Raw genomic sequence first — 20,713 nt, 5'->3', positions numbered from 1 at the left:
GGTGCGGCGGTGTTGCGGCTTTGCCGCGCCGCGCGCCGGCAAATATTTCCATCGGGGCCTTGCCGCATCACGGCCTAGGGTTGTTCCTATGCCCCGCCGGCAGGCAAGGCGGGACACTGTGGCGCCTCGCATCACTATGCCGTGGTGCGATGAATTTTGTCGCACAAACGTGCTACAGGTATATGGCTTGGCCCGGCCGATTTTGCCGCATGCTTTCGCGGCCCCCGCGCTCACTTTTTCACCCGTATTACGGCTGAAACATGGCTGTTTAAATCAAAGGATATCGAGTACTATCGTTTTCGACTTGTTACACGTGTGAAGCGTGTGGCCTCCCCTCAACTCTCACCGAATCGAAGGAAACCACCATGGCAACCGATGGGTCAGTAGCACCAAAAGAGCGTGTCAATATTGTTTATCGTCCCGCCACGGGGGATGCCAAGGCCGAGGTTGAGCTGCCGCTCAAGCTGCTGGTCATGGGCGACTACACCCTGCGTGAAGACGAGACGCCGCTGGAGGAAATGAAGCCGATCAACATCGACAAGGACAACTTCAACGAAGTCCTGAAGGCGCAAAAGCTGTCGCTGAGCATGTCGGTTCCCAACAAGCTGGACCCCAAGGCCGACAAGGACGCGGTGCTGGCCATGAACATCGACTTCAGCTCGATCAACGACTTCTCGCCCGACGCCATCGTCGACAAGGTGCCCGAGCTCAAGCAGATGATAGAGCTGCGCGACGCCCTGAAGGCGCTCAAGGGGCCGCTGGGCAACATTCCGGACTTCCGCAAGAAGGTCCAGGAACTGGTGCAGGACGAAGGCGTGCGCGCCCGGCTGATGTCCGAACTCGGCGTCAAGGACCAATAAAAGAACTGCACCGAAGGAACCATCATGGCTGAAACCAACAAGCAAACAGAAGCGGCGCCAGGCGCGGCGGAAGAAGCGGGTGGCTCGCTGCTCGACCAGCTGGTCAACTCCGCGCGCATCAAGCAGGGCGACGACGCCTATTCCATCACCCGCCACGGCATCCAGGCCTTTGTCTCGCAGCTGCTGGAGCCCCAGCGCTCGGTCGAGCGCGTCACGCAGGCCACGGTCGACGACATGATCGCCGACCTGGACAAAAAACTCTGCGCGCAGGTCGACTCCATCCTGCACCACCCCGACTACCAGAAGCTGGAATCGGCCTGGCGCTCGCTGAAATTCCTGGTCGACCGCACCAATTTCCGCGAGAACGTCAAGATCCAGATGCTCAGCGTGAGCAAGAGCAAGCTGCTCGACGATTTCCAGGACGCGGCCGACATCACCAAGTCCGGCCTCTACAAAAACCTCTACACGGCCGAATACGGCCAGTTCGGCGGCCAGCCCTTCGGCGCCATGATCGGCAACTACGAGTTCGGCCCCGGCGGGCAGGACATCAAGCTGCTGCAGTACATGGCCAGCGTCGCGGCCATGGGTCATGCGCCCTTCATCGCCGCCACCGCGCCCGAGTTCTTCGGTGTCGAGTCCTATGAACAGCTGCCCAATCTCAAGGACCTGGCCTCGGTCTTCGAGGGCCCGCAGTTCGTCAAGTGGAACGCCTTCCGCGAAACCGAGGATGCCCGCTATGTGGGCCTGACGCTGCCGCACTTCCTGCTGCGCGTGCCCTACAGCGCCGACACGGTACCGACCAAGAAGTTCAACTACAAGGAAGACGTCTCCGGCGGCAACAACAGTTTCCTCTGGGGCAACGCGGCCTTCGCCTTCGCCTCGCGCCTGACCGGCAGCTTTGCCGACTATCGCTGGTGCGCCAACGTCATAGGCCCGCAGGGCGGCGGCGCGGTGGAAGACCTGCCGGTCTACACCTACGAGTCCATGGGCGAGCTGCAGAACAAGATCCCCGCCGAGGTGCTGATCTCCGAGCGCCGCGAGTTCGAACTCGCGGAGCAGGGCTTCATCGCGCTCACCATGCGCAAGAACAGCGACAATGCGGCCTTCTTCTCGGCCAACTCGGCGCAAAAGCCCAAGTTCTTCGGCAACAGCAAGGAAGGCAAGGAAGCCGAGCTCAACTACAAGCTCAGCACCCAGCTGCCTTACATGTTCGTGGTGAGCCGCCTGGCCCACTACATCAAGGTGATCCAGCGCGAGAACATCGGCACCTGGAAAGAGCGTGCCGACCTCGAAAGCGAGTTGAACATGTGGATACGCCAGTACGTGGCCGACATGGACAACCCGGGCGAGGGCGTGCGCAGCCGCAGGCCTCTGCGCCAGGCGGAAATCACCGTGGCTGACGTCGAAGGCGATCCAGGCTGGTACCGCGTCGACCTCAAGGTCCGTCCGCACTTCAAGTACATGGGCGCGTCCTTCAGCCTGTCTCTCGTTGGGAAGCTCGAGAAAAAGTGACGGCCGGCGGGCGGTTTCCCGCGGGGAAGGCGCCTGTATTTCGGTTGTAACTTTGCCGCCTGGCTTCTGACATGGACCCGAAACAGGGGCCTTCCAGAATACAGGTCATGCACAGAGCAGATGTTTAAGAGATGTGCAGATCACCCGGGTAGCCAAGGGGCGGGGTGATGAAGAGGTTCAAGCCCCGCTGATTGTGATTGTTGTTAGTTGCGGGTAGCTTGACCGGATCTGAAACAGTTTTACGACGACAGTACCAACTTAAAGGAAACCATCATGCCAATGCCATGCTACCTCATCCTCGAAGGCGAAAAACAAGGGAAGATCGAAGGCTCCGTCAAGGTCAAGGGCCACGAAGGCAAGATCCTCGTGCAAGCCGTGGACCACGTTATCGAGATCCCCAAGAGCCCGCAGACCGGCCTGCCCACCGGCAAGCGCGTGCACCAGCCCATGACGGTCACCAAGGAAATCGACAAGGCTTCGCCCAAGCTGTTCCAGGCCCTGACCTCGGGCGAGCAGCTCAAGAGCGTGAGCCTGGAGTTCTACCGCATCTCCCCCAAGGGCACGGAAGAAAAGTACTACACGGTCAAGCTGTCCTCGGCCATCCTGACCAACGCCAGGTCCTGGACGCCCAACTGCCTGAACCCCGACAACAAGCAGATGGGCCACATGGAAGACATCTCGTTCACCTACGAGAAGATCACCTGGACCTTCGAGCCGGACGGCATCGAGGCAGAGGATTCCTGGCTCGCTCCGAAGTAATGACGGGCAAGCGGCACGCCGGCCCGGCTGAGTAGAGAGATAACAACGGTGAAGGAGCGGCGACTGCTGGAAAGAATAGCGGCCTGGGAAGACGGTGGACAACGCACCAACCAGACACAGGTCGATATTCTTGTCCGGTCGGTCACCAACCACCTTCTTCGCCTTCTCAATACCCGGCAAGGCAGCGTGCAGCTGGATCCCCTCTTCGGCGTGCCCGACTTCACCAATATCGCCGGCGGGCTCACCGCGGGTTCCACCGGCGATATTGAAGAAGAGATCCGCCGCATGGTGCTGAAGTACGAACCCCGCATCAAGTCGCCCCGCGTGGTGATGAGCCGGGAGTCTACCGACGTGCTGTCCATCCGGTTCGCGCTGGAAGGCCGGCTTGAAGTGGATGACCGCGAGATTCCGCTTCAGCTCTCCACCACGGTTGGCGCAAACGGCAAGGTCAACATCAACTGATTTCAACGGCCCTTTAACAGTCCCCCGAGCGAGTGAAAGAACCCCATGTTCAATCGGTACTACGAAGATGAATTGAACAAGCTCAAGGGACTGGCCGTCGAGTTCTCGCAGGCCAACCCCGCGCTGGCGCCCATGCTGGCCGGCTCCTCGGCCGATCCCGACGTGGAACGCCTGCTCGAAGGCGTGGCTTTCCTCACGGGCCTGACGCGCCAGAAGCTGGACGACGAATTCCCCGAGTTCGTGCAGGAGCTGGCCAACCTGCTGTTCCCCCACTACCTGCGCCCGATTCCCGCCAGCACCCTGGTGAGCTTTGAGCCCAAGGGCATGCTGGCCGAAAGCGTGCGCGTCGCCGCGGGCACCAAGATCGATTCCGTGCCGGTGGACGGCACGCCCTGCCGCTTTCGCACCTGCACCGAGCTGCTGGTCCATCCGGTCGCGCTCGAAAGCGCGCGCCTGGCCAGCGGCCCCGGCCAGGCGCCGCGGCTGGTCCTGAAGTTCGCGCTGCAGGGCGGGCTGGAGGCGGCGCAGTGGGCCACGCCCTCGCTGCGCCTCTTCCTGGGCGGCGGCTACACCGAGGCTTCCAAGCTTTTGCTGCTGCTGGCCAACCACGTCAAGGCGGTGAGCCTGACGCGCGGTGACGGCACGGTGGTCGAGCTCGGCCCCAAGGCCCTGCGCCAGGCCGGCTTCGACGGCGAGCTGCTGCCTTACCCCAGCCATGCCTTCCAGGGCTACCGCAGCCTGCAGGAATTTTTTGTCCAGCCCGAAAAATTCCTCTTCGTGGACATAGCGGGCCTGGACAAGGCGCTGGCCGGCGGCACCGGCCCCCTGTTCGAGGTCTCCGTGCTGCTGGACCACATCCCCGACTGGATGCCGGAGATACGCGGCGACAGCTTCATGCTCAACATCGTGCCCGTGGTCAACCTGTTCGAGCACGCGGCCGACCCGGTCAACCACGAGCACCGCGCCAGCGAATACCGCCTCATGCCCGAGGCCGCGAACCGCCAGCACTACCAGATCTATTCGGTGGACCAGGTCGTCGGCTACCAGCAGGGGGCTTCGCGTGAGCGCGCCTACGTGCCCTTCGGCATGCTGCGCCACGACGGCAGCAACACCCTGAGCTACCGCACCACGCTGCGCCAGGCCACGGTGGGGCGGGGCAGCGAGGTTTTCCTGTCGGTGGCCTACCCGCCCGGCGACCTGCCCCTGCCCGAGACTCTGTCTGTGCGCATCACCTGCACCAACCGCCAGCTGCCGGAAAGCCTCAAGCTCGGCGACCTGAGCCGGCCCACCAGCAGCTCGCCCGACCGCATGAGCTTTCGCAACATCCGGCCCATGACCGCGCCGCTGAACCCGCCCTCGGGCGAGGCCTTGCTCTGGCGGCTAATTTCACACGTCTCGCTGAATTTCCTGTCCATCGCCAGCGCCGAGAACCTGCGCGAACTGCTGAACCTCTATGTGTTCTCCGAACGCCAGGAGCAGGGCCCGGAGACCGCCAACCGCCGGCGCATCGACGGCATCCAGGAAGTCACCGCCACGCCCGAGACGCGGCTGGTCGGGCGCGGCAGCCTGCTGCGCGGCCAGCAGATCCGCATCAAGTGCCGGCTCGACTTTTTCGCCGGCATAGGCGACATGTACCTGTTCGGCTGCGTCCTGGACCGTTTCATCGGGGACTACGCCGGCATCAATTCCTACACCCGCGTCGAGCTTGAAGACGCTTTCACAGGAGCAGTCTTCAAATGGCCGCCAAGATTGGGTCAGCAGCCGCTGCTGTAGAGGAGCAACTCCTCGCCCACGGCGAGAGGTTCTCCTACTTCCAGGCCATACGCCTGCTGCGCCTGTTCGGCAAGGCGCGCGGCATGCCCACCGACAGCCTGCGCATACGCCCGCGGCTGAGCCTGGGCTTTCCCGAAAACGACATCGATCGCATAGAGCCGCGCGACGGCGGCGGCTACCGCATCACGGCCAACTTCTTCGGCCTTTATGGCGTGGCCTCGCCGCTGCCCACGTATTACACCGAAGACCTGTTCGAGGAAGAACGCGAAGGCCGCCACGCCACGCGCGACTTCCTGGACGTCATCCACCATGCGATGTACCCGCTGCTGTTCGACGCCTGGCGCAAGCACCGGCTGCAGGACCGCGTGGTGGAAGACGGCGACGCCGGCGTGCTGGACCAGTTGTATGCCTTTATAGGGCTGCGCGACGGCGACCTGCGCGCGGGCCTGCCCGCCGCCGACGGGCTGCTGCGCTACGCCGGCCTCTTCAACATGCACCCGCGCTCGGCCTCGGGCCTGCACACCCTGCTGGCCGACGCCTTCAGGCCGGCCAGGGTCTGGGTCGAGTGCTGCACGCTGCAGCACGTGCCCATTCCGGCCGACCAGCGCCTGCGCCTGGGCCTTCAGGCCCATGAACTCGGCGAGACGACTTACCTGGGCAGCCAGATCGACGACTACGGCGGCAGCATCACCATCACCCTGAGCGACCTGCCCGAGGACTCCTTCCACCAGCTGCTGCCCGGCACGCCCGGCCACGAGCGGCTGGAGTTCCTGGTGCGCTTTTACCTGATAGACCCGCTGGAGGTGCGCATCGTGCTCGAGCTGCGGCACGAGGACGCCCGCGCGGCGCGCACGCTGGACGTGCTTGACGCCGCACCGGAATCGGCCGCCACCAACTGGACGCGCCTGGGGCTGGACACCTGGCTCACGCCCGAGCGCGTGCGCCAGCCCACCCGCGTGCAGTTCACCCTTTAATTTTCGGCATCCCTTCTTCATACACCGCAAGAAAGAGAAACATCATGCTGCTGGTCGAATTAAAACCCCTGGTCGGACGCCTGAATGCCTTCACCAAGCAGGCGCTGGAAGACGGCGTGGGCCTGTGCGTCTCGCGCAGCCACTATGAGATCACCGTCGAACACCTGCTGGTCAAGCTGTTCGACAACGTGCAGGCCGACGTCGCGCTGCTGCTGCGCCAGAACGGCGTGGACGCGGCGCTGGTCAAGCGCGGCATCGACCGCGCCCTGGAGGACATGCGCACCGGCAATGCCGGCAAGCCGGCCTTCTCGCCGCTGCTGCTCGAGCTCATGCAGGATGCCTGGCTGATCGCCTCGGTCAACCTCGGCGAGGCGCGCATACGCTCCGGTGCCGTGCTGCTGGCCTTCCTGGCGCGCGCCAGCTACTACGCCACCGGCGACTATGCCGAGCCCCTGCGCGCGCTCAACCGCGAAAGCCTGCTGAGCGGCTTCGGCGCGACCTGCGGCGCCTCGATTGAGGAAACCCCGGGCGCCGCGGAAGGCGGCACGCCCGGCGGCCAGGCGGCGGCCGGCGGCGAAGGCAGCGCCATCGCGCGCTTTTGCGAAAACTTCACCGACAAGGCGCGCAACGGCAAGATAGACCCGGTGTTCGGGCGCGACAAGGAAATCCGCCAGATGGTAGACATCCTGGCGCGGCGCCGCAAGAACAATCCCATCTGCGTGGGCGACCCCGGCGTCGGCAAGACCGCGGTCGTCGAAGGCCTGGCGCTTCGCATCGTCGACGGCGACGTGCCCGATTCGCTCAAGGACGTGACCATCCTGGGCCTGGACATGGGCTTGCTGCAGGCCGGCGCCAGCGTCAAGGGCGAGTTCGAGAACCGCCTCAAGGGCGTGATCACCGAGGTCAAGGGCTCGGCCAAGCCCATCATCCTGTTCATCGACGAAGCCCACACCCTGATAGGCGCGGGCGGCCAGGCCGGCACCTCCGACGCGGCCAACCTGCTCAAGCCGGCGCTGGCGCGCGGCGAGCTGCGCACCATCGCCGCCACCACCTGGGCCGAGTACAAAAAGTATTTCGAGAAAGACCCGGCGTTGGCCCGCCGCTTCCAGCCGGTCAAGCTCGACGAGCCCGACCTTGCCACGGCCGTCATCATCCTGCGCGGCTTGAAGGAAAAATACGAAGACGTGCACCGCGTGGTGATGCGCGACGACGCCATCGTCGCGGCGGCCGAACTCTCCAGCCGTTACATCACCGGCCGGCAGCTGCCCGACAAGGCCGTCGACCTGTTGGACACCGCCTGCGCGCGCGTCAAGGTGCTGCAAAGCGCCAAGCCCGACGTGCTCGAGGACAAGGAACGCCAGATGCAGGCCCTGGCGCGCGAGCAGCGCGGCCTGGAGCGAGACCGCGACAACCACCAGCCGGTCGACAGCGAGCGCCTGGACGCCATCGCCGGCCTGGTGGCCACGCTGGCCGCCGAGGCCGAGGTGCTGAAAGCCGAGTGGGACAAACAAAAAAGCGCGGCCGACGCGTTGCTGGCTGCGCGCGCCGCCAGCCTGGCCGCCAAGGCCGCGAACGCGACGCCGGCCGAACTCGAGGCGCTGTCGCAAAAAGTCGCCGAGGCCGGCAAGACCTTCGAGGCGGCCCAGGGCGCCAATCCGCTGGTGCGCGTCGACGTGGACCCGGACGTGGTCGCCAAGGTGGTGTCGGACTGGACCGGCATCCCGGTCGGCAAGATGCTGCGCGACCAGGCCGAAAGCGTGATGCGAATGGAGTCCGTGCTGTGCGGCCGCATACGCGGCCAGGACCACGCCATGCACCAGATCGCCGAAGTGCTCAAGACCGCCAAGTCCGGCCTGCGCGACCCGCAGCAGCCGCTGGGCGTGTTCCTGCTGGCCGGCCCCTCGGGCGTGGGCAAGACGGAGACTGCGCTGTCGGTGGCCGACATCCTGTTCGGTGACGAAAAATCCACCGTCATCGTCAACATGAGCGAGTTCCAGGAGAAGCACAACGTCAGCCGACTGATAGGCTCGCCCCCCGGCTATGTGGGCTACGGCGAGGGCGGGGTGCTGACCGAGGCGGTGCGCCAGCGGCCCTACTCGGTAGTGCTGCTCGACGAGGTCGAAAAAGCCCACCTCGACGTGCTCAACCTGTTCTACCAGGTCTTCGACAAGGGCATGCTCTCCGACGGCGAAGGCAAGGACATCGACTTTTCCAACACGGTGATCTTCCTGACCTCCAACCTGGCCACCGACGTCATCACCGAGATGACGGCCGGCGAGGACAAGCCCGACGCCGCGACGCTGCTCTCGGCCATACGGCCCATCCTGTCGGCGCACTTCAAGCCGGCGCTGCTGGCGCGCATGACGGTGATTCCTTATTTCACGCTGGCGCAGGACGCGCTGGCCGGCATCGTGCGGCTCAAGCTGGACAAGATCGTCAAACGCCTGGCGCACAACAACAAGATGCGCTTTACCTACAGCGACGCGGTGGTCGCGCAGATCGCCGCGCGCTGCACCGAGGTCGAAACCGGCGCGCGCAACGTCGACTTCATCCTGCGCAGCACCATCATGCCGCTGATGTCCCAGGAGATCCTGGCGCGCATGAGCACCGGCGTGCAGGCCGGCGAGGTGGCGCTGGGCCTGGACGCCGACGCCGGCTTCACGGTCGTGTTTTCCGACGCGCCCCTTGCCGCCGAGGCCTGACTGACGCAAGGCAGAAAGAAAAAAGAGGGAATTTATGACTTCGCTTGATAAAAACCTGACAGCGGCGAACAAACGCTTCGCCTTCAAGTCCGGCGGATTTGCCGACGACACCTTCGCGGTCGTCAACATGAAGGGCTTCGAGGCGATCTCGCAGAACTTTTCGTTCGAGCTCACGCTGCTGTCCAACGACGCCGGCATCGAGTTCGACAAAATGCTGTCGAACCCGGCGACCTTCACGATTTTTTCGCGCGACCAGGACATGGCCACGCCCTATCACGGCGTTATCGCCGAGTTCGACCAGTTGCACCAGGTGGGCGATCTGGTGTTCTACCGCGCCGTGCTGGCGCCGCGCCTGCATCGCCTGGGCCAATTCCGCACTTCCGACGTTCACCTGGACGGCCAGCGTATTCCGGACATTCTCGAGACGGTGCTCAAGGACAGCGGGCTGTCTTCCGCCGACTACCAGAAGGGCCTGGCCGGGGAGTACCGCGAGCGCGACTTCGTTTGCCAGTACCAGGAAACCAACCTGGACTTCATCACGCGCTGGATGGAAAAGGAAGGCATCTACTACTGCTTCGACCACAGTGGTGACAAGGAAAAACTGCTGCTGGTCGACGCCTCGATCAAGCAGCCCGCGGACGTACGCGCGGTGACCTACCGGCCGGTCGAGAACCTCGCCAGCGGCGAAGCCAAGGACTCGGTGCAGGACTTCGCCTGCCGGCAAAAACCCCTGCCCAAACAGGTGGTGCTGCAGGGCTTTAACTACCTGAACGCCGCGGTCCCGCTCAAGCAGTCCGCGCCGGTGTCGGACGCCGGCATGGGCGACGTGATGCTGTACGGCGAAAACTTCCTCACGCAGGATGAAGGCCTGCGTTACGCCAAGCTGCGGGCCCAGGAAATCCTCTGCGAGGGAAAAATCTTCACCGGCAGCGCCACCGCCACCGGCATACGCAGCGGTTATTTCATCCGCATGGCCGGGCACTACCGCAGCGACTTCAACGGCAAATACCTGGTCACCGAGATCGAGCACCAGGGCTCGCAGGCCGGTGTGCTGCTGGCCGGCATCAAGACGGCTTACGAGGACGCGGCGGGCGAAACCCGCTACAGCTCGAAGTTCCGCGCCATCCCGGCCGACGTGCAGTTCCGCCCCAAGCGCTCCATGATCCGGCCGCATGTGGCCGGCACGATCAGCGCGATCGTTGACGCCGAGGGCAGCGGCCAGTATGCCGAGATGGACGAACTCGGCCAGTACAAGGTGCAACTGCCCTTCAGCCGCACCGGCAAGGGCCCGAACAAGGGATCGGCGCGCATACGCATGGCCACCCCGTACGCGGGCCACGGCCACGGCATCCACTTCCCCCTGCACAAGGGCGCGGAAGTCCTGCTTTCCTTTGTGGACGGCGACCCCGACCAGCCGGTGATCGTCAACGCGGTGCCCAACTCGGAAAACCCGAGCATGGTGAACAACAAGAACCCGGCGCAGAGCCTGGTCACGACCGCCGGCGGCAACCAGATCCTGATGGACGACACCCAGGGCAAGGAGGTGGTCTACATCACGTCGCCGTTCAACAACAGCGCGTTGGTGATCGGCAATCCGGAAGGCCGCCGCAGCACCGTGGGCCGGGACGGTAAAGACGGCAAGGATGGTGCCGCGGGCGCCAAGGGCGACACGGGCGCTACCGGCGCGACGGGTGCCACCGGCGCTACCGGTGCTACCGGTGCGACCGGCGCCAAAGGGGATAAAGGCGATAAAGGTGACAAAGCGGATTCCGGCGGCGCCAAGGAATATCCGGGTATTTTTGCGTCCACCGGCGGCAGCTCCGAGAGCATCACCATGGGCACCAGCAATGCGATCAAGCTGGGCTTTAACAACACCATCGGGCTGTCAGTGGACAACTCGGTGGCGGCCTCGATCGCCAACAAGATCACCGTGGGCACCAGCACGGCGATGTCCTATGGCGCGGACATGTCCTGGAAATTCGGCCGCAGCATCAGCCTGGACGATTCGGAAAGCATTTCCCTGAAGGACGTGGCGCGCCTGCAGGGCAACGAGGGTGTGGAAATTTCCGGCGGGCAGGCGGCCTTGCTGTCGGCGGCCGTGGCTTCGGCAAAGACCACCATCAAGACGGCCCTGGCGCTCACCGTGGGTTTTAACCTGGCCAGCGCCGTGGCCGCGGGTGTGGCCATGAACCGCGCCTCGAAGATGGACGACAAGGGAAAACTCGCCTTTAACGACACCAGCGCGGGCCACTGGGCGGCGCGCGGCCTGGGGATTGCGTCCGGTGTCGGGACCACCATCGCGGTCAACAGGGTGCTGTCCGGCCTGGCGACCTCGCTGGCTGAATTGACCAAGCCGAAAGCGGCTTACACCAGCCAGATGAAGCTCAACAACCAGGGCATCGAACTCACGGCGATACCGTTCACGCAAACCTCGCAGGGCCGGGTGTATCTGTCTACCGACAGTGTCACCATCAATGCAGGTCTTCCGAATCCCAATCCCGCGGGCGGGATTGGGCCTACCTTTCCCTCCAATACCGTTGGCGCGGCAATTGAAGTCAAGGGTTCCGGCATCAATCTGACGACCAACATCACAACACTTCCTACCTCGCTGGACCTGACATCGGCAGCAGGCACACTGGCCACCTTGAATCCGGCCGGCGAGATCAGCCTGACGCAGCCTGCTGGTGGCAGCGTCAAGCTTGCGGCCGCCGGGATGACCGCCACGTCGGGCGCCGCAAAACTGGAACTCAAGGTGGTGGGCGGCGCGACTTTGACAGGTTCCCCGGCTGTCTCGCTGGATTTGACGCCCGCGCAGCTGAAGGCCAGCGCCAGCGGCTCCACGCTCTCCATGGGCGCCAACGGATGCGCGCTTTCCTCGCCTGGCGCCAGCCTGTATGTCACCCCAGCGCGGGTGGCGATCACCGGCGCCTTGATCCAGCTGGGTTGAGCGCACAGCCATGAAAGTTTTCAAACCAGACTCGCTGGGCCTGCTGCATCGCGGCATCCGCTTTGCGCGCCAGAACCAGCTCTCGGTGGGCATGATGGCCTTCTTCGCGCTCGACGAAACGCCGGGCGCGGCGCTGCTGCCCGAAGCCCAGATGTGGCAGGTCGCGGCTGAAGCGATAGGCAGCGACGCCATCATGGACGAAGGCCTGCCCAAGCCGGCCGGCGAGTTCCTGGTGTTCGGCGCCGCGCATGCGCCTTCGGGCACGGCTGCGCCCGAGGTGGCCGTCAGCGTGCAGGTCGGCAGCCTGTCCAAAACGCTGCGTGTCAGCGGTGACCGGCATTTCAACGCGCTGGGAATCGCCAGCACGCCGAAACCGTTCACGCAGATGGCGATCAGCCCGCAGACGGCGTTTGGCGGCCCGGCTTCCCTGGACAATCCTTTGGGCAAGGGTTTGGTCAAACTGAAGAACGCCGACGGCAGCGAGGGCCTGCCCTTGCCGAATGTGGAGCACATGGCCAAGCTGGTGCTGCGCCCCGGTGACGAAGCGCCAGCCGCCGGTTTCTGGTCGCTGTCGCCTGACTCGCCGCTGCGCAAACGGCAGCTCGGCAGTTTCAACGACGCCTGGCTCGCAAAAACCTGGCCGCATCTGCCCGACGACACCCAGCCTGCCTACTTCAACGTGGCGCCGCTCGACCAGCGTATCGCCGGCTTCTTCCGCGGCGATGAAAAAATCGTGCTCCACAACATGCACCCGCAACGCGCCGTGCTCAGCTCGGCCCTGCCGCAGGTCCGCGCGCGCTGCTTCATCAACCGGCGCGCGGCCGGCGGGGAGGAATTCGTCGAAGTCACGGCGCGCGCCGAAACCGTCTGGCTGTTTCCGGGGCAGGGCTGCGGCATCGTGCTGTTCCGCGCGCTGGCCACCGTGGCCGATGAGGACGCCGACGATGTGCTGCACTTGCTGGCCGATTGGGAAGACATGCGCTGCGCGCCGCTGCCGCTGGCGCACTACCACGACATGTTCCTGAAGCAACTGGCCCCCCAGGCCGCGGTCGCCGCGGAACTTGCGCCGCCTGCCGAAGCGCCGCAAGCGGCCGCGCCTGCAGCGGCAGCGGCCGCCGCCATGCCGGCCCTTGGGGCCGTGGCCGTGCCTGCCGTGGCCATGCCCGCGATGGACCCGGCGCTGGTGCAGGTCAGGGAAGAGGCCATGGCGCTGGAGCGCCAGGTGCGCGACCTGATGCAGCAGCACGGCATCACCGAAGCCGACATGGCCCCCCATCTGAAGCCCGCGGTGGAAGGGCCGGCCCCTTCGCTGGCCGAGGTCGAGAAGATGGCCCAGGACCTGCAGGGCGAGGTGCGTGAGCTGATGAAACAGCACAACATCACCGACGCCGACATTGCGGCCGCGACGCCGCCGCCTTCGGCGCCTCCTTCGGGAGATATTGCGGAGCTGGAAAGTGCCGTCAAGGACCTTGAAGCGCAGACACGGGATGCCATGCGCAAGAGCGGCATCACCGAGCAGGACGTGCAAAAGCAGCTCGATGCCCGGCCGGAGCTTGCCGCGCCAGGCGCCGGCAGCATTCATGAGCCTGCGAGTACCGGCCCGGTGTTTGCGGCGCTCGCCGCCGCGGGTGCGGCGGTCAAGTCCGCATCGGCGCCGGTGAAGCTGCCCTCCCTGCCCGAGATGCCGAAAATGCCCGAGGCGGCGGCTGCCGCGGCGCAAAAACTCACGCGGGAGGAAGTTGTTGCGCGCCATGCGGCCGGCAAGGGGTTTACTTCGCACGACCTTTGCGGGCTCGACCTTTCGGCGTTGGACCTCGCCGGCGCCGATTTTTCGGGCGCCTTGCTGGAAGGCACCCGTTTCGCGGGCAGCAAGCTGGCCGGCGCCGACTTCAGCCAGGCCCTGCTGCAAGGCGGCGACTTCAGCGAGGCGGATCTGCAGGGCGCCAAGCTCGCCGGTGCCGGCGCGGGCCAGGCGGTGTTCAAGCAGGCCCGCCTGGACGCCAGCGACCTGTCGCAGGCCGATTTCACCGGAGCCGACTTTTCCGCGGCCAGCGTGGCTGGCGCCAGACTCAGCGACGCGGTCTTTGATGGCGCCAAAATGGCCGACCTGAAAGCCGCGGGCTGCACGGCTTTGCGCACCAGTTTTGCCGACGGCGACCTGGCCGGCGCGGACTTTGCCCGCGCCACCTTGACGGGCGCCGCTTTTGCCGGCGCCAAAGTGGGCAAGGCGAGCTTTGCCGGCGCTAACGGCGACAACGCCGACTTCCAGCGGGCTGACGCGAGCGGCGCGAACTTTGCCGGCGCCAGCCTGCGCGCCTCGCGTGCCGACGGCGGCAGCCAGTTCGCGGGCGCGCAACTGCCGGGTGCGCAGCTTGAGCGCGCGGCCTGGGGCGGCGCCATGCTGGCCGGCGCGGCGCTGGGCGGCGCCGTGCTCGACAACGCCGACTTCAGCGGCATCAAGGCGGCGGGCGCCAACTTCGGCCGCGCATCGGCCAAAGGCGCGCGCTTTGACAAGGCCGACCTGAGCGGCGCCGACTTCACCGGCGTGAACCTGCACAAGGGCTCGCTGCGCAAGGCCACCACCGAACGTACGCTTTTGCGCAAGGCCAATCTGTACGGCGTGGACTTTTATGACACCACGCCGACCATCGCCAGCCTGGAAGGCTCCAACATCGACCAGACCATTCTCCAGGTCAGAAAGCCGGTGGTTTGAATGGCTGCACCAGGGGAAACACCATGGATGTAAAAGACGCGCTGGCCCAGCTGGCCCAAACTCGCCATCTGGCCGGTGCCGACCTGTCGGGCGCCGATTTGTCGGGTGTGGACTTCACGGGCTGCCATTTGGAAAAGGTGCGCCTGGCAAACGCCAGGCTGCCGGGAAGCAAGTTCGCCGGCAGCGCCTGGCAAGGCTGCGACCTCACAGGGGCGAACCTGGCGGGCGCCGACTTGTCGGCCACCCAGATGCAGGACACCGCGCTGGTGGGCGCCAACCTGGAGGCGGCCAATGCCACGCACGCGAGCTGGGCCAAGACCGACATGAGCGGCGCCAAGGCAAAGGGCGCCGATTTCAGCCACGCGTCGCTGGATGCCGCCAACCTCAGCGCCGCGCAATTTGCCGGCGCGAAGTTTTTCAAGGCCTCGTGCGATGGCTGCACGCTGGCCGGCACCGACTTTACCGGCGCCGACCTCACGCGCTGGGTGGCGATGGCCACCGACCTGCGCAGCGTGCGTTTGGAGCGGGCACAACTAGTGCAGGCTTATTTGAAGGACTGCAACCTGGAGGGCCAGCGCTTTACCGGGTGCGACCTGACCATGGCCATCCTCAACGGCTGCAATCTCCAGGCCGCCGATTTCTCGGGACTGGCGCTGGACCGGACCAGCTTGATGGGTGCCCAGCTGCAAAAAGCCCAGCTGGCCGGCGTGCAGGGCAAATACACGGCCTTGATGGGGGCCAGCCTGGCGGGTGCCAACCTGAGCGCCGCAGTTTTTGAGATGGCCGACGCCAGCGACGCCGACTTCAGCGGCGCGCGCTGCGACGGCTCGCGCTGGCACATGTCGGTGATGCAGCGCATCAAGGCCGCCGACGCCAGCTTTGCCAACGCGGGCCTGGTGTATTGCGACCTGTCACATGCCGACCTGTCCAACGCCGACTTCAGCCGCGCGGATATGAGCCACGCCAACCTGCACGCAATGCTCGACAAGGGCACGCGCTGGGACGGCGCCAACCGCAGCGGCGCACGTGAGACCGATGAGAAACTTTTGCGCGCCGAGCGCTGGCAAGCCGCCTGAACTTTTTTGAGAAAGAGAACGCCATGTTGAATGCTTCTTTGCCTTCCGCTTCCCCCCTGCCGCAAGCCGTCCCCGGCCTGGTGTCCGCCGTCGTGACCGGCCGGGCCGACAAATGGTTTTTTCTGGGCACGGCCCCCGGCGCCGCCGGTGCCGACCGGGCGCTGCGCGCCGAGAGCTGCCTGGTCGAGCCCGAATGCGGCGACACCGTGCTGGTGTGCCAGGGCGTTGCCGTGGGCCTGACCAGCGTGCCCTACATCCTGGCCGTGCTCTCGCGCGCCGATGCGCAGCACGGCGTGCTGGCGCTGCCGGGTGGCGCGCGCATACGCGCCGATGCGGGCGCGCTGGCCTTCGTCGCCAGCGACATTGGCCTGGAGGCCTCGCGTAGCGTGTCCGTGAAGGCGCCGCAGCTTGACATGACGGCGGCGCAAGGGGAGTTGAGGTTCAACCGCCTGGCATCAACCGTCGGCGAGTTCAGCGCGAGCCTGGGTAGCGTGCGCACGGTCGCGCAGGCCGTCACTTCCACCGTAGGCCGCCTGGTGCAGAAGGCGACCAACAGTTTCCGCTGGACGGAAAACCTCGACGAGTCCCGCGCCGGCCGCATGCGCCTGCAGGTGGCCGAGCGTTTTCACCTGAAGTCGCGCCACGCCAGCGTGGTCGCCGAAGGCCAGGTCAAGATAGACGCTGAAAAAATCGACCTCGGCTGAGCCGGCAGAAAAGGACGACAAACATGTTCGCAGTCACCAAACAGAACGGCCAGTGCATGGCCATGCCCGACGTCTGCAAGACACCGGCGCCGCCCGCGCCGCCGGTTCCCATTCCCTACCCGAACATCGCCATGCCCATGATGGGCAACCCCTGCACCATGAAGCTCTTGATAGGCGGCATGCCGGCGCTGACCAAGGCTTCAAAGATCCCGATGAGCAACGGCGACCAGGCGGGCGTGGCCGGCGGTGTGGTGTCGGGAAAGATGATGGGTGAGACCGAGTTCATCCTCGGCAGCCTGAAGGTCAAGCTCGAGGGCAACCCGGCCGTCAAGCTTGGCGACCCCACCAAACAGAATGCGGGCAATACGGTCGGCTCGGTGCTGGCGCCCAGCCAGGCGGTTGTCATGATCATGGGCTGAAGCTTCCCAAGCAAAGGAAAAAAAGAAAATGAAAACCGTCTGGATCACCGCCCTCAAGGAAGACCAGCCCCGTGTGGCCGCCGTGACCGCGGTGCTTAAACGTTACGGCCTGCAGTGCAAGGGGCATTTCTGGGTTGATCAGCCCGACAAAATGGCCTGGCGCGTCGCGCTGGAGGCCTTGCTCGAGGCCAAGGCCGACGCCTGGCTGGTGCTGGTCGATGCGGATGAGATCAAAAAACCCTCGGTGCGCTACGGCCTGTCGCTGATGGCCTCGGCGCTGCGCAGCGCGCGCGGCGGCTTTCCCATGCTCACGCTCTGGAACTCGCTCCCCCCGGAGCAGGCCGCGCTGCCGCCGCTGATGGCGCAGGCCGAAGTGCTGCCCGAGTCGGGCGCAAGCTGGCCCGCGAAGATCGTGGCCAAGGCCAATGTGCCGCCCAAGGCGGCGCAGGCCGAATTCCGGCTCGACGTGCTGGGCAACGAACGCCTGGGCCAGTGGTTCGAGATAGGCCCGGTGGCCGGCGCCTGGTCCGGTGTGGTGTTCGGCGTGACGGGCGGCGGCGCCGAGATCCAATTCCAGGCCGTGGGCCCCAAAACCATGCTGCCGGAAAAAACCACGCTGGAGTTCGCGCAAGAGGGCATGAAGCTGGAAGTCGCCGGGAATGAATACGCCGCATGGGCGGTGCGCAACCAGGTTGATGACAACACGTCCTACTTCGTCAAGGTCAAGGGCTGCCCTGACTCGATTCTTTTTATGCCCTATGCCGAGGAAACGGATGCGGAAGCCACCCTCCTGAGGCTGGTGTGAACCAGCGGGTTCCGGGCTCAGAGCCGCGTTCAGTCGATCCGCTTGCGCGCCGGGCCCGTGACCTCGCCGCTGGCGCTGACCAGCAGGGCTTCGCCCGGGTCGTAGGGCAGTTCGGCGACGCGCTCCTCGTCGTTGAAGCGGTAGCCGACGCGGTAGACCGACTGGTTGTGCGCGGTCTGCAGCCGCGCGCCGCACTGCTGGTCGCGCAGAAAGACCTCCACCGGGATGTCGTCATCGGGCCCATTGGGAGGTTCGGGCGGCACGGCGGGCGGGAACACCATGTCCCACAACGCCTTGCCGGCCAGCGCGCCGCCGATCATGCTGACGGCGGTGATGGCGGGTTTGTGCTTGCCGAGCTTGTCGCCGATGGCGCCCCCCACGACGGCACCGGTCACGCCGCCAGGGCCCAGCACAAAGCCGGCGCCGGCGCTGCCGACGATGACCGGCACGGCCCAGCGTTTGTAGACGGCGGCCGTGGCATGGCGCTTGAGCAGGAAGCCGCCCGTGAAGCCGCCCATGGCCGCGCCTATCAAAGGTACGGCGTTGCGCAACAGCCAGGGCTTGGCGTTGTTCTGGCGCACCAGGTATTCGCGTTCGGGAATCAGCACCTGCCAGCAGCTTTGCTCGACGCTGCGGGTGCTTGCCAGCGTGGCGTAGGCGTACAGCACGGGCGCCACAACGGGCGGCGGTGGGGGCTCGGTATCGGCCGCGGGAACGGGCGCAATGTCCTGGCCCAGGGCGGGCAATACCGGCAGCGCCAGCGCGATGCAGATAAGCCCCGGGTAAATTGCCGCTCCAATTTGCATGGCTTATTATCTTCATTCCCGAATGAATTCACCAAAATTACCTTTAATTACGAGCAGGCAAAACTTGGTTGAACAAAGGTTTCATGAGGTGTGGGCATGGCGGGTGGCCGGGGCCTGCCTGGCCGCGGCCGCGCTGGCGGCGCTGGGCGGCTGCGCCGCGGCCAACTCCATGATGGGCGGCAACACGCGCAAGGAAGCCGTGGCCGAAATCGCCTGGAGTTTCGCGCGCAACGCCATCCTGGTGGAAGTCGAGGCCGACAACCGGCTCAATGAATACAGTGGCGAAGCGCATACGCTGGTACTCGGTGTTTACCAGATGGAAGACTCCGCAGCCTTCTATAAATTGATCGCGGACGCGGCGCTGGTGGGAAAATCCCTGGAAACCGGCAAGGGTGGCGAGGGGTTTGTGCATTTCGCGCGCTACGTCGTGACGCCGGGCCAGCACAGCATCCTGCAGCTGGACCGGGCGCAGAAGGCCAAGTTCGTGGGCATCGCGGCCGGTTATTACCAGATGGATGCGGCCCGCAGCGCGCGCCTGTTCGAGGTGCCGCTGACGGTCGAGAGCGAGGGAATGGTCAGCACAACCTACAAGGCCGCGCCCGCGACCCTGGCACTGCGCCTGAACTTCGGCCCGGACGAGCTGCTCAATGCCGAGCGCCTGAACCGGGAATTGGGGAAAAAAGCCGGCGAGGCGGTTCCGCTTGACGGCGGGGGCCGGGAGATCAAGCTGACGCCGGAGACGCTCCAGGATGCGGCGAACGTCAACAGCGCGGTGAAGAAACTGGACAAATAAGGACAGCAGGCAGCACATGGAAGAAAAACAAGGCATTTACTGGCACCAGGGCATGTTCCTGCAGTCCCAGCATTTCCAGATGGCTGACCTGCACAACCAGTTCCAGCACAAGCCCATGCAGGAGTCGGGCCTGCCGCATTTCTGGGGCGTGGGCGAACTCGAGCTGGTCGCCGCGGCGGCCGGCAACCGCACGGTGGAGGTGCAGGCCGCGCGCCTGCTGTTCCAGGACCGCACCTATATTGAATACCCGGGCAATGCAGTCATCAAGGCCAGGCCCTTCGATGTGGACTGGGTGGAGGGCGACAAGCCCTTCACGGTCTACCTGGGCCTGAAAAAACTCAGCGCCACTGAAAACAATGTGACCATCGCGGCCGACCTGACGGCCGCCGGCGCCGCCGCCACGCGCTACGCCACGCTGGCCAACCCGCCCGAGGTCGCCGACCTGTATTCCGACGGCCCGGCGGCCCAGGTGCGCACGCTGCTGCATGTGGTCAAGGTGTTTTTCGAGGGCGAGATCGACAAGCTGCAGGACTACAGCCTGATCCCCATCGCGCGCCTGGTGCGCGACGGTGACGCCATCAAGCTGTCCGAAAGCTTCATCCCGCCCTGCTACGCGATTGCCGGCTCCAACGTGCTGCTGCGCCTGGTCAAGGACATACGCGACGAGCTGACCGGGCGCGCCCGCCAACTGCAGGAGTACAAAAGCCCGCGCGAGATGCAAAAGGCCGAGTTCGACGCGAGCTACATGGTGTTCCTGCTGGCCCTGCGCTCGCTGAATCGGGCCAGCCCCTACCTGTTCCACCTGACCGAGACGCGCCAGGTCCACCCCTGGCTGGCCTACGGCGCCATGCGCCAGCTGATCGGCGAGCTGAGCTCGTTTTCCGAGCGTTTCAACATGCTGGGCGAGGCCGAGGACGGCACGCCGGGCCTGCCGCCCTACGACCACGCCGACCTCGGCAAGTGTTTCGACCGCGTGCGCACCATGGTGAGCCACCTGCTCAACGAAATCACCGTGGGGCCGGAGTTCCTGGCCATCCTGCAGCCCCAGGGCGACTACCACGTGGGCCAGCTGCCGCGCAACTTCTTCGGCCAGCGCAACCGCTTCTACCTGGTGATACGCACCGAAAAAGACATGGAATGGGTGGTGGACGCGGTGCAGCGCGACGCGCGCCTGGCCGCCACCGACGAGATGCCGGGCCTGATCGCGCACGCGCTGCCGGGGCTGGAGCTGATCCACATGGCGGCTGCGCCGCAGGGCCTGCCGCGCCGCTCATATTCCTACTACTTCCGCATCGAGCAGATGAGCCAGCAGTGGGAGATGGTGGAACGCGAGGGCTCCGTCGCGCTGTACTGGATGGATGCGCCGGCCGACCTCAAGGCCGAAATTGTTGTGTTGCGGAGATAACGC

16 protein-coding genes are annotated in these 20,713 nt (G+C 65.3%); 15 read left to right on the top strand and 1 reads right to left on the bottom strand.

What is annotated here, in order from left to right:
* Window positions 1-365 precede the first annotated feature (365 nt).
* From tssB to ACEN8I_RS20180, 13 genes are all read left to right on the top strand, one after another.
* Window positions 366-860, top strand: coding sequence for a type VI secretion system contractile sheath small subunit (gene tssB / locus ACEN8I_RS20240; protein WP_007873560.1), 495 nt, complete (start codon window positions 366-368; stop codon window positions 858-860).
* A 24-nt stretch (window positions 861-884) separates the two neighbouring features.
* Entirely contained in the window at window positions 885-2,372 is a 1,488-nt protein-coding gene (gene tssC / locus ACEN8I_RS20235; protein ID WP_413330425.1) for a type VI secretion system contractile sheath large subunit, read from the top strand.
* A gap of 273 nt (window positions 2,373-2,645) precedes the next feature.
* Window positions 2,646-3,131 carry an Hcp family type VI secretion system effector gene (locus ACEN8I_RS20230; protein WP_074578069.1) on the top strand — a complete coding sequence of 162 codons (486 nt, stop codon included), beginning with the start codon at window positions 2,646-2,648 and terminating at the stop codon, window positions 3,129-3,131.
* A gap of 48 nt (window positions 3,132-3,179) precedes the next feature.
* Complete coding sequence (gene tssE, locus ACEN8I_RS20225) at window positions 3,180-3,593, top strand: type VI secretion system baseplate subunit TssE (RefSeq protein ID WP_007873556.1); 414 nt, start codon at window positions 3,180-3,182, stop codon at window positions 3,591-3,593.
* Window positions 3,594-3,638: 45 nt separating this feature from the next.
* Entirely contained in the window at window positions 3,639-5,366 is a 1,728-nt protein-coding gene (gene tssF / locus ACEN8I_RS20220; RefSeq protein WP_413330424.1) for a type VI secretion system baseplate subunit TssF, read from the top strand.
* Window positions 5,330-6,340, top strand: a complete 1,011-nt coding sequence (gene tssG, locus ACEN8I_RS20215; RefSeq protein WP_413330423.1) for a type VI secretion system baseplate subunit TssG — start codon at window positions 5,330-5,332, stop codon at window positions 6,338-6,340. The genes tssF and tssG overlap by 37 nt, the downstream gene beginning before the upstream one ends.
* Window positions 6,341-6,384: 44 nt before the next feature.
* Window positions 6,385-9,042, top strand: a complete 2,658-nt coding sequence (gene tssH, locus ACEN8I_RS20210; protein ID WP_413330422.1) for a type VI secretion system ATPase TssH — start codon at window positions 6,385-6,387, stop codon at window positions 9,040-9,042.
* A gap of 34 nt (window positions 9,043-9,076) precedes the next feature.
* Window positions 9,077-11,989 (top strand): type VI secretion system Vgr family protein, encoded by a 2,913-nt coding sequence (locus tag ACEN8I_RS20205; RefSeq protein WP_413330421.1) that lies wholly within the window; start codon window positions 9,077-9,079, stop codon window positions 11,987-11,989.
* Between the two features lie 10 nt (window positions 11,990-11,999).
* Entirely contained in the window at window positions 12,000-14,702 is a 2,703-nt protein-coding gene (locus ACEN8I_RS20200) for a DUF2169 domain-containing protein (RefSeq protein ID WP_413330420.1), read from the top strand.
* A gap of 23 nt (window positions 14,703-14,725) precedes the next feature.
* Window positions 14,726-15,778: a pentapeptide repeat-containing protein gene (locus ACEN8I_RS20195; protein ID WP_413330419.1), complete on the top strand. Its 1,053-nt coding sequence runs from the start codon at window positions 14,726-14,728 to the stop codon at window positions 15,776-15,778.
* 23 nt (window positions 15,779-15,801) lie between these two features.
* Window positions 15,802-16,482, top strand: coding sequence for a DUF3540 domain-containing protein (locus tag ACEN8I_RS20190; RefSeq protein ID WP_413330418.1), 681 nt, complete (start codon window positions 15,802-15,804; stop codon window positions 16,480-16,482).
* A gap of 23 nt (window positions 16,483-16,505) precedes the next feature.
* A complete protein-coding gene (locus tag ACEN8I_RS20185) occupies window positions 16,506-16,901 on the top strand; it encodes a DUF4150 domain-containing protein (RefSeq protein ID WP_413330417.1) in 396 nt (131 codons plus the stop codon).
* 28 nt (window positions 16,902-16,929) lie between these two features.
* Window positions 16,930-17,706, top strand: coding sequence for a hypothetical protein (locus ACEN8I_RS20180; protein ID WP_413330416.1), 777 nt, complete (start codon window positions 16,930-16,932; stop codon window positions 17,704-17,706).
* A gap of 29 nt (window positions 17,707-17,735) precedes the next feature.
* On the opposite strand, the gene ACEN8I_RS20175 is transcribed toward ACEN8I_RS20180, so the two are convergent.
* Window positions 17,736-18,512, bottom strand: coding sequence for a hypothetical protein (locus tag ACEN8I_RS20175; RefSeq protein ID WP_413330415.1), 777 nt, complete (start codon window positions 18,510-18,512; stop codon window positions 17,736-17,738).
* A gap of 64 nt (window positions 18,513-18,576) precedes the next feature.
* Here ACEN8I_RS20175 and tssJ point away from each other — a divergent pair, with 64 nt between their 5' ends.
* Both tssJ and tssK read left to right on the top strand, forming a co-directional pair.
* Window positions 18,577-19,305: a type VI secretion system lipoprotein TssJ gene (gene tssJ / locus ACEN8I_RS20170; RefSeq protein WP_413330414.1), complete on the top strand. Its 729-nt coding sequence runs from the start codon at window positions 18,577-18,579 to the stop codon at window positions 19,303-19,305.
* 16 nt (window positions 19,306-19,321) lie between these two features.
* On the top strand, window positions 19,322-20,710 hold the full coding sequence (gene tssK / locus ACEN8I_RS20165) for a type VI secretion system baseplate subunit TssK (RefSeq protein WP_413330413.1): 1,389 nt from the start codon (window positions 19,322-19,324) through the stop codon (window positions 20,708-20,710).
* Window positions 20,711-20,713 lie beyond the last annotated feature (3 nt).

Origin of the sequence: Polaromonas sp. CT11-55 (assembly GCF_047303325.1) — a bacterium.
GTDB lineage: Bacteria > Pseudomonadota > Gammaproteobacteria > Burkholderiales > Burkholderiaceae_C > Polaromonas.
Note: the sequence above shows the minus strand (reverse complement) of the source record. Positions and strands in the feature narration are given on the sequence as shown.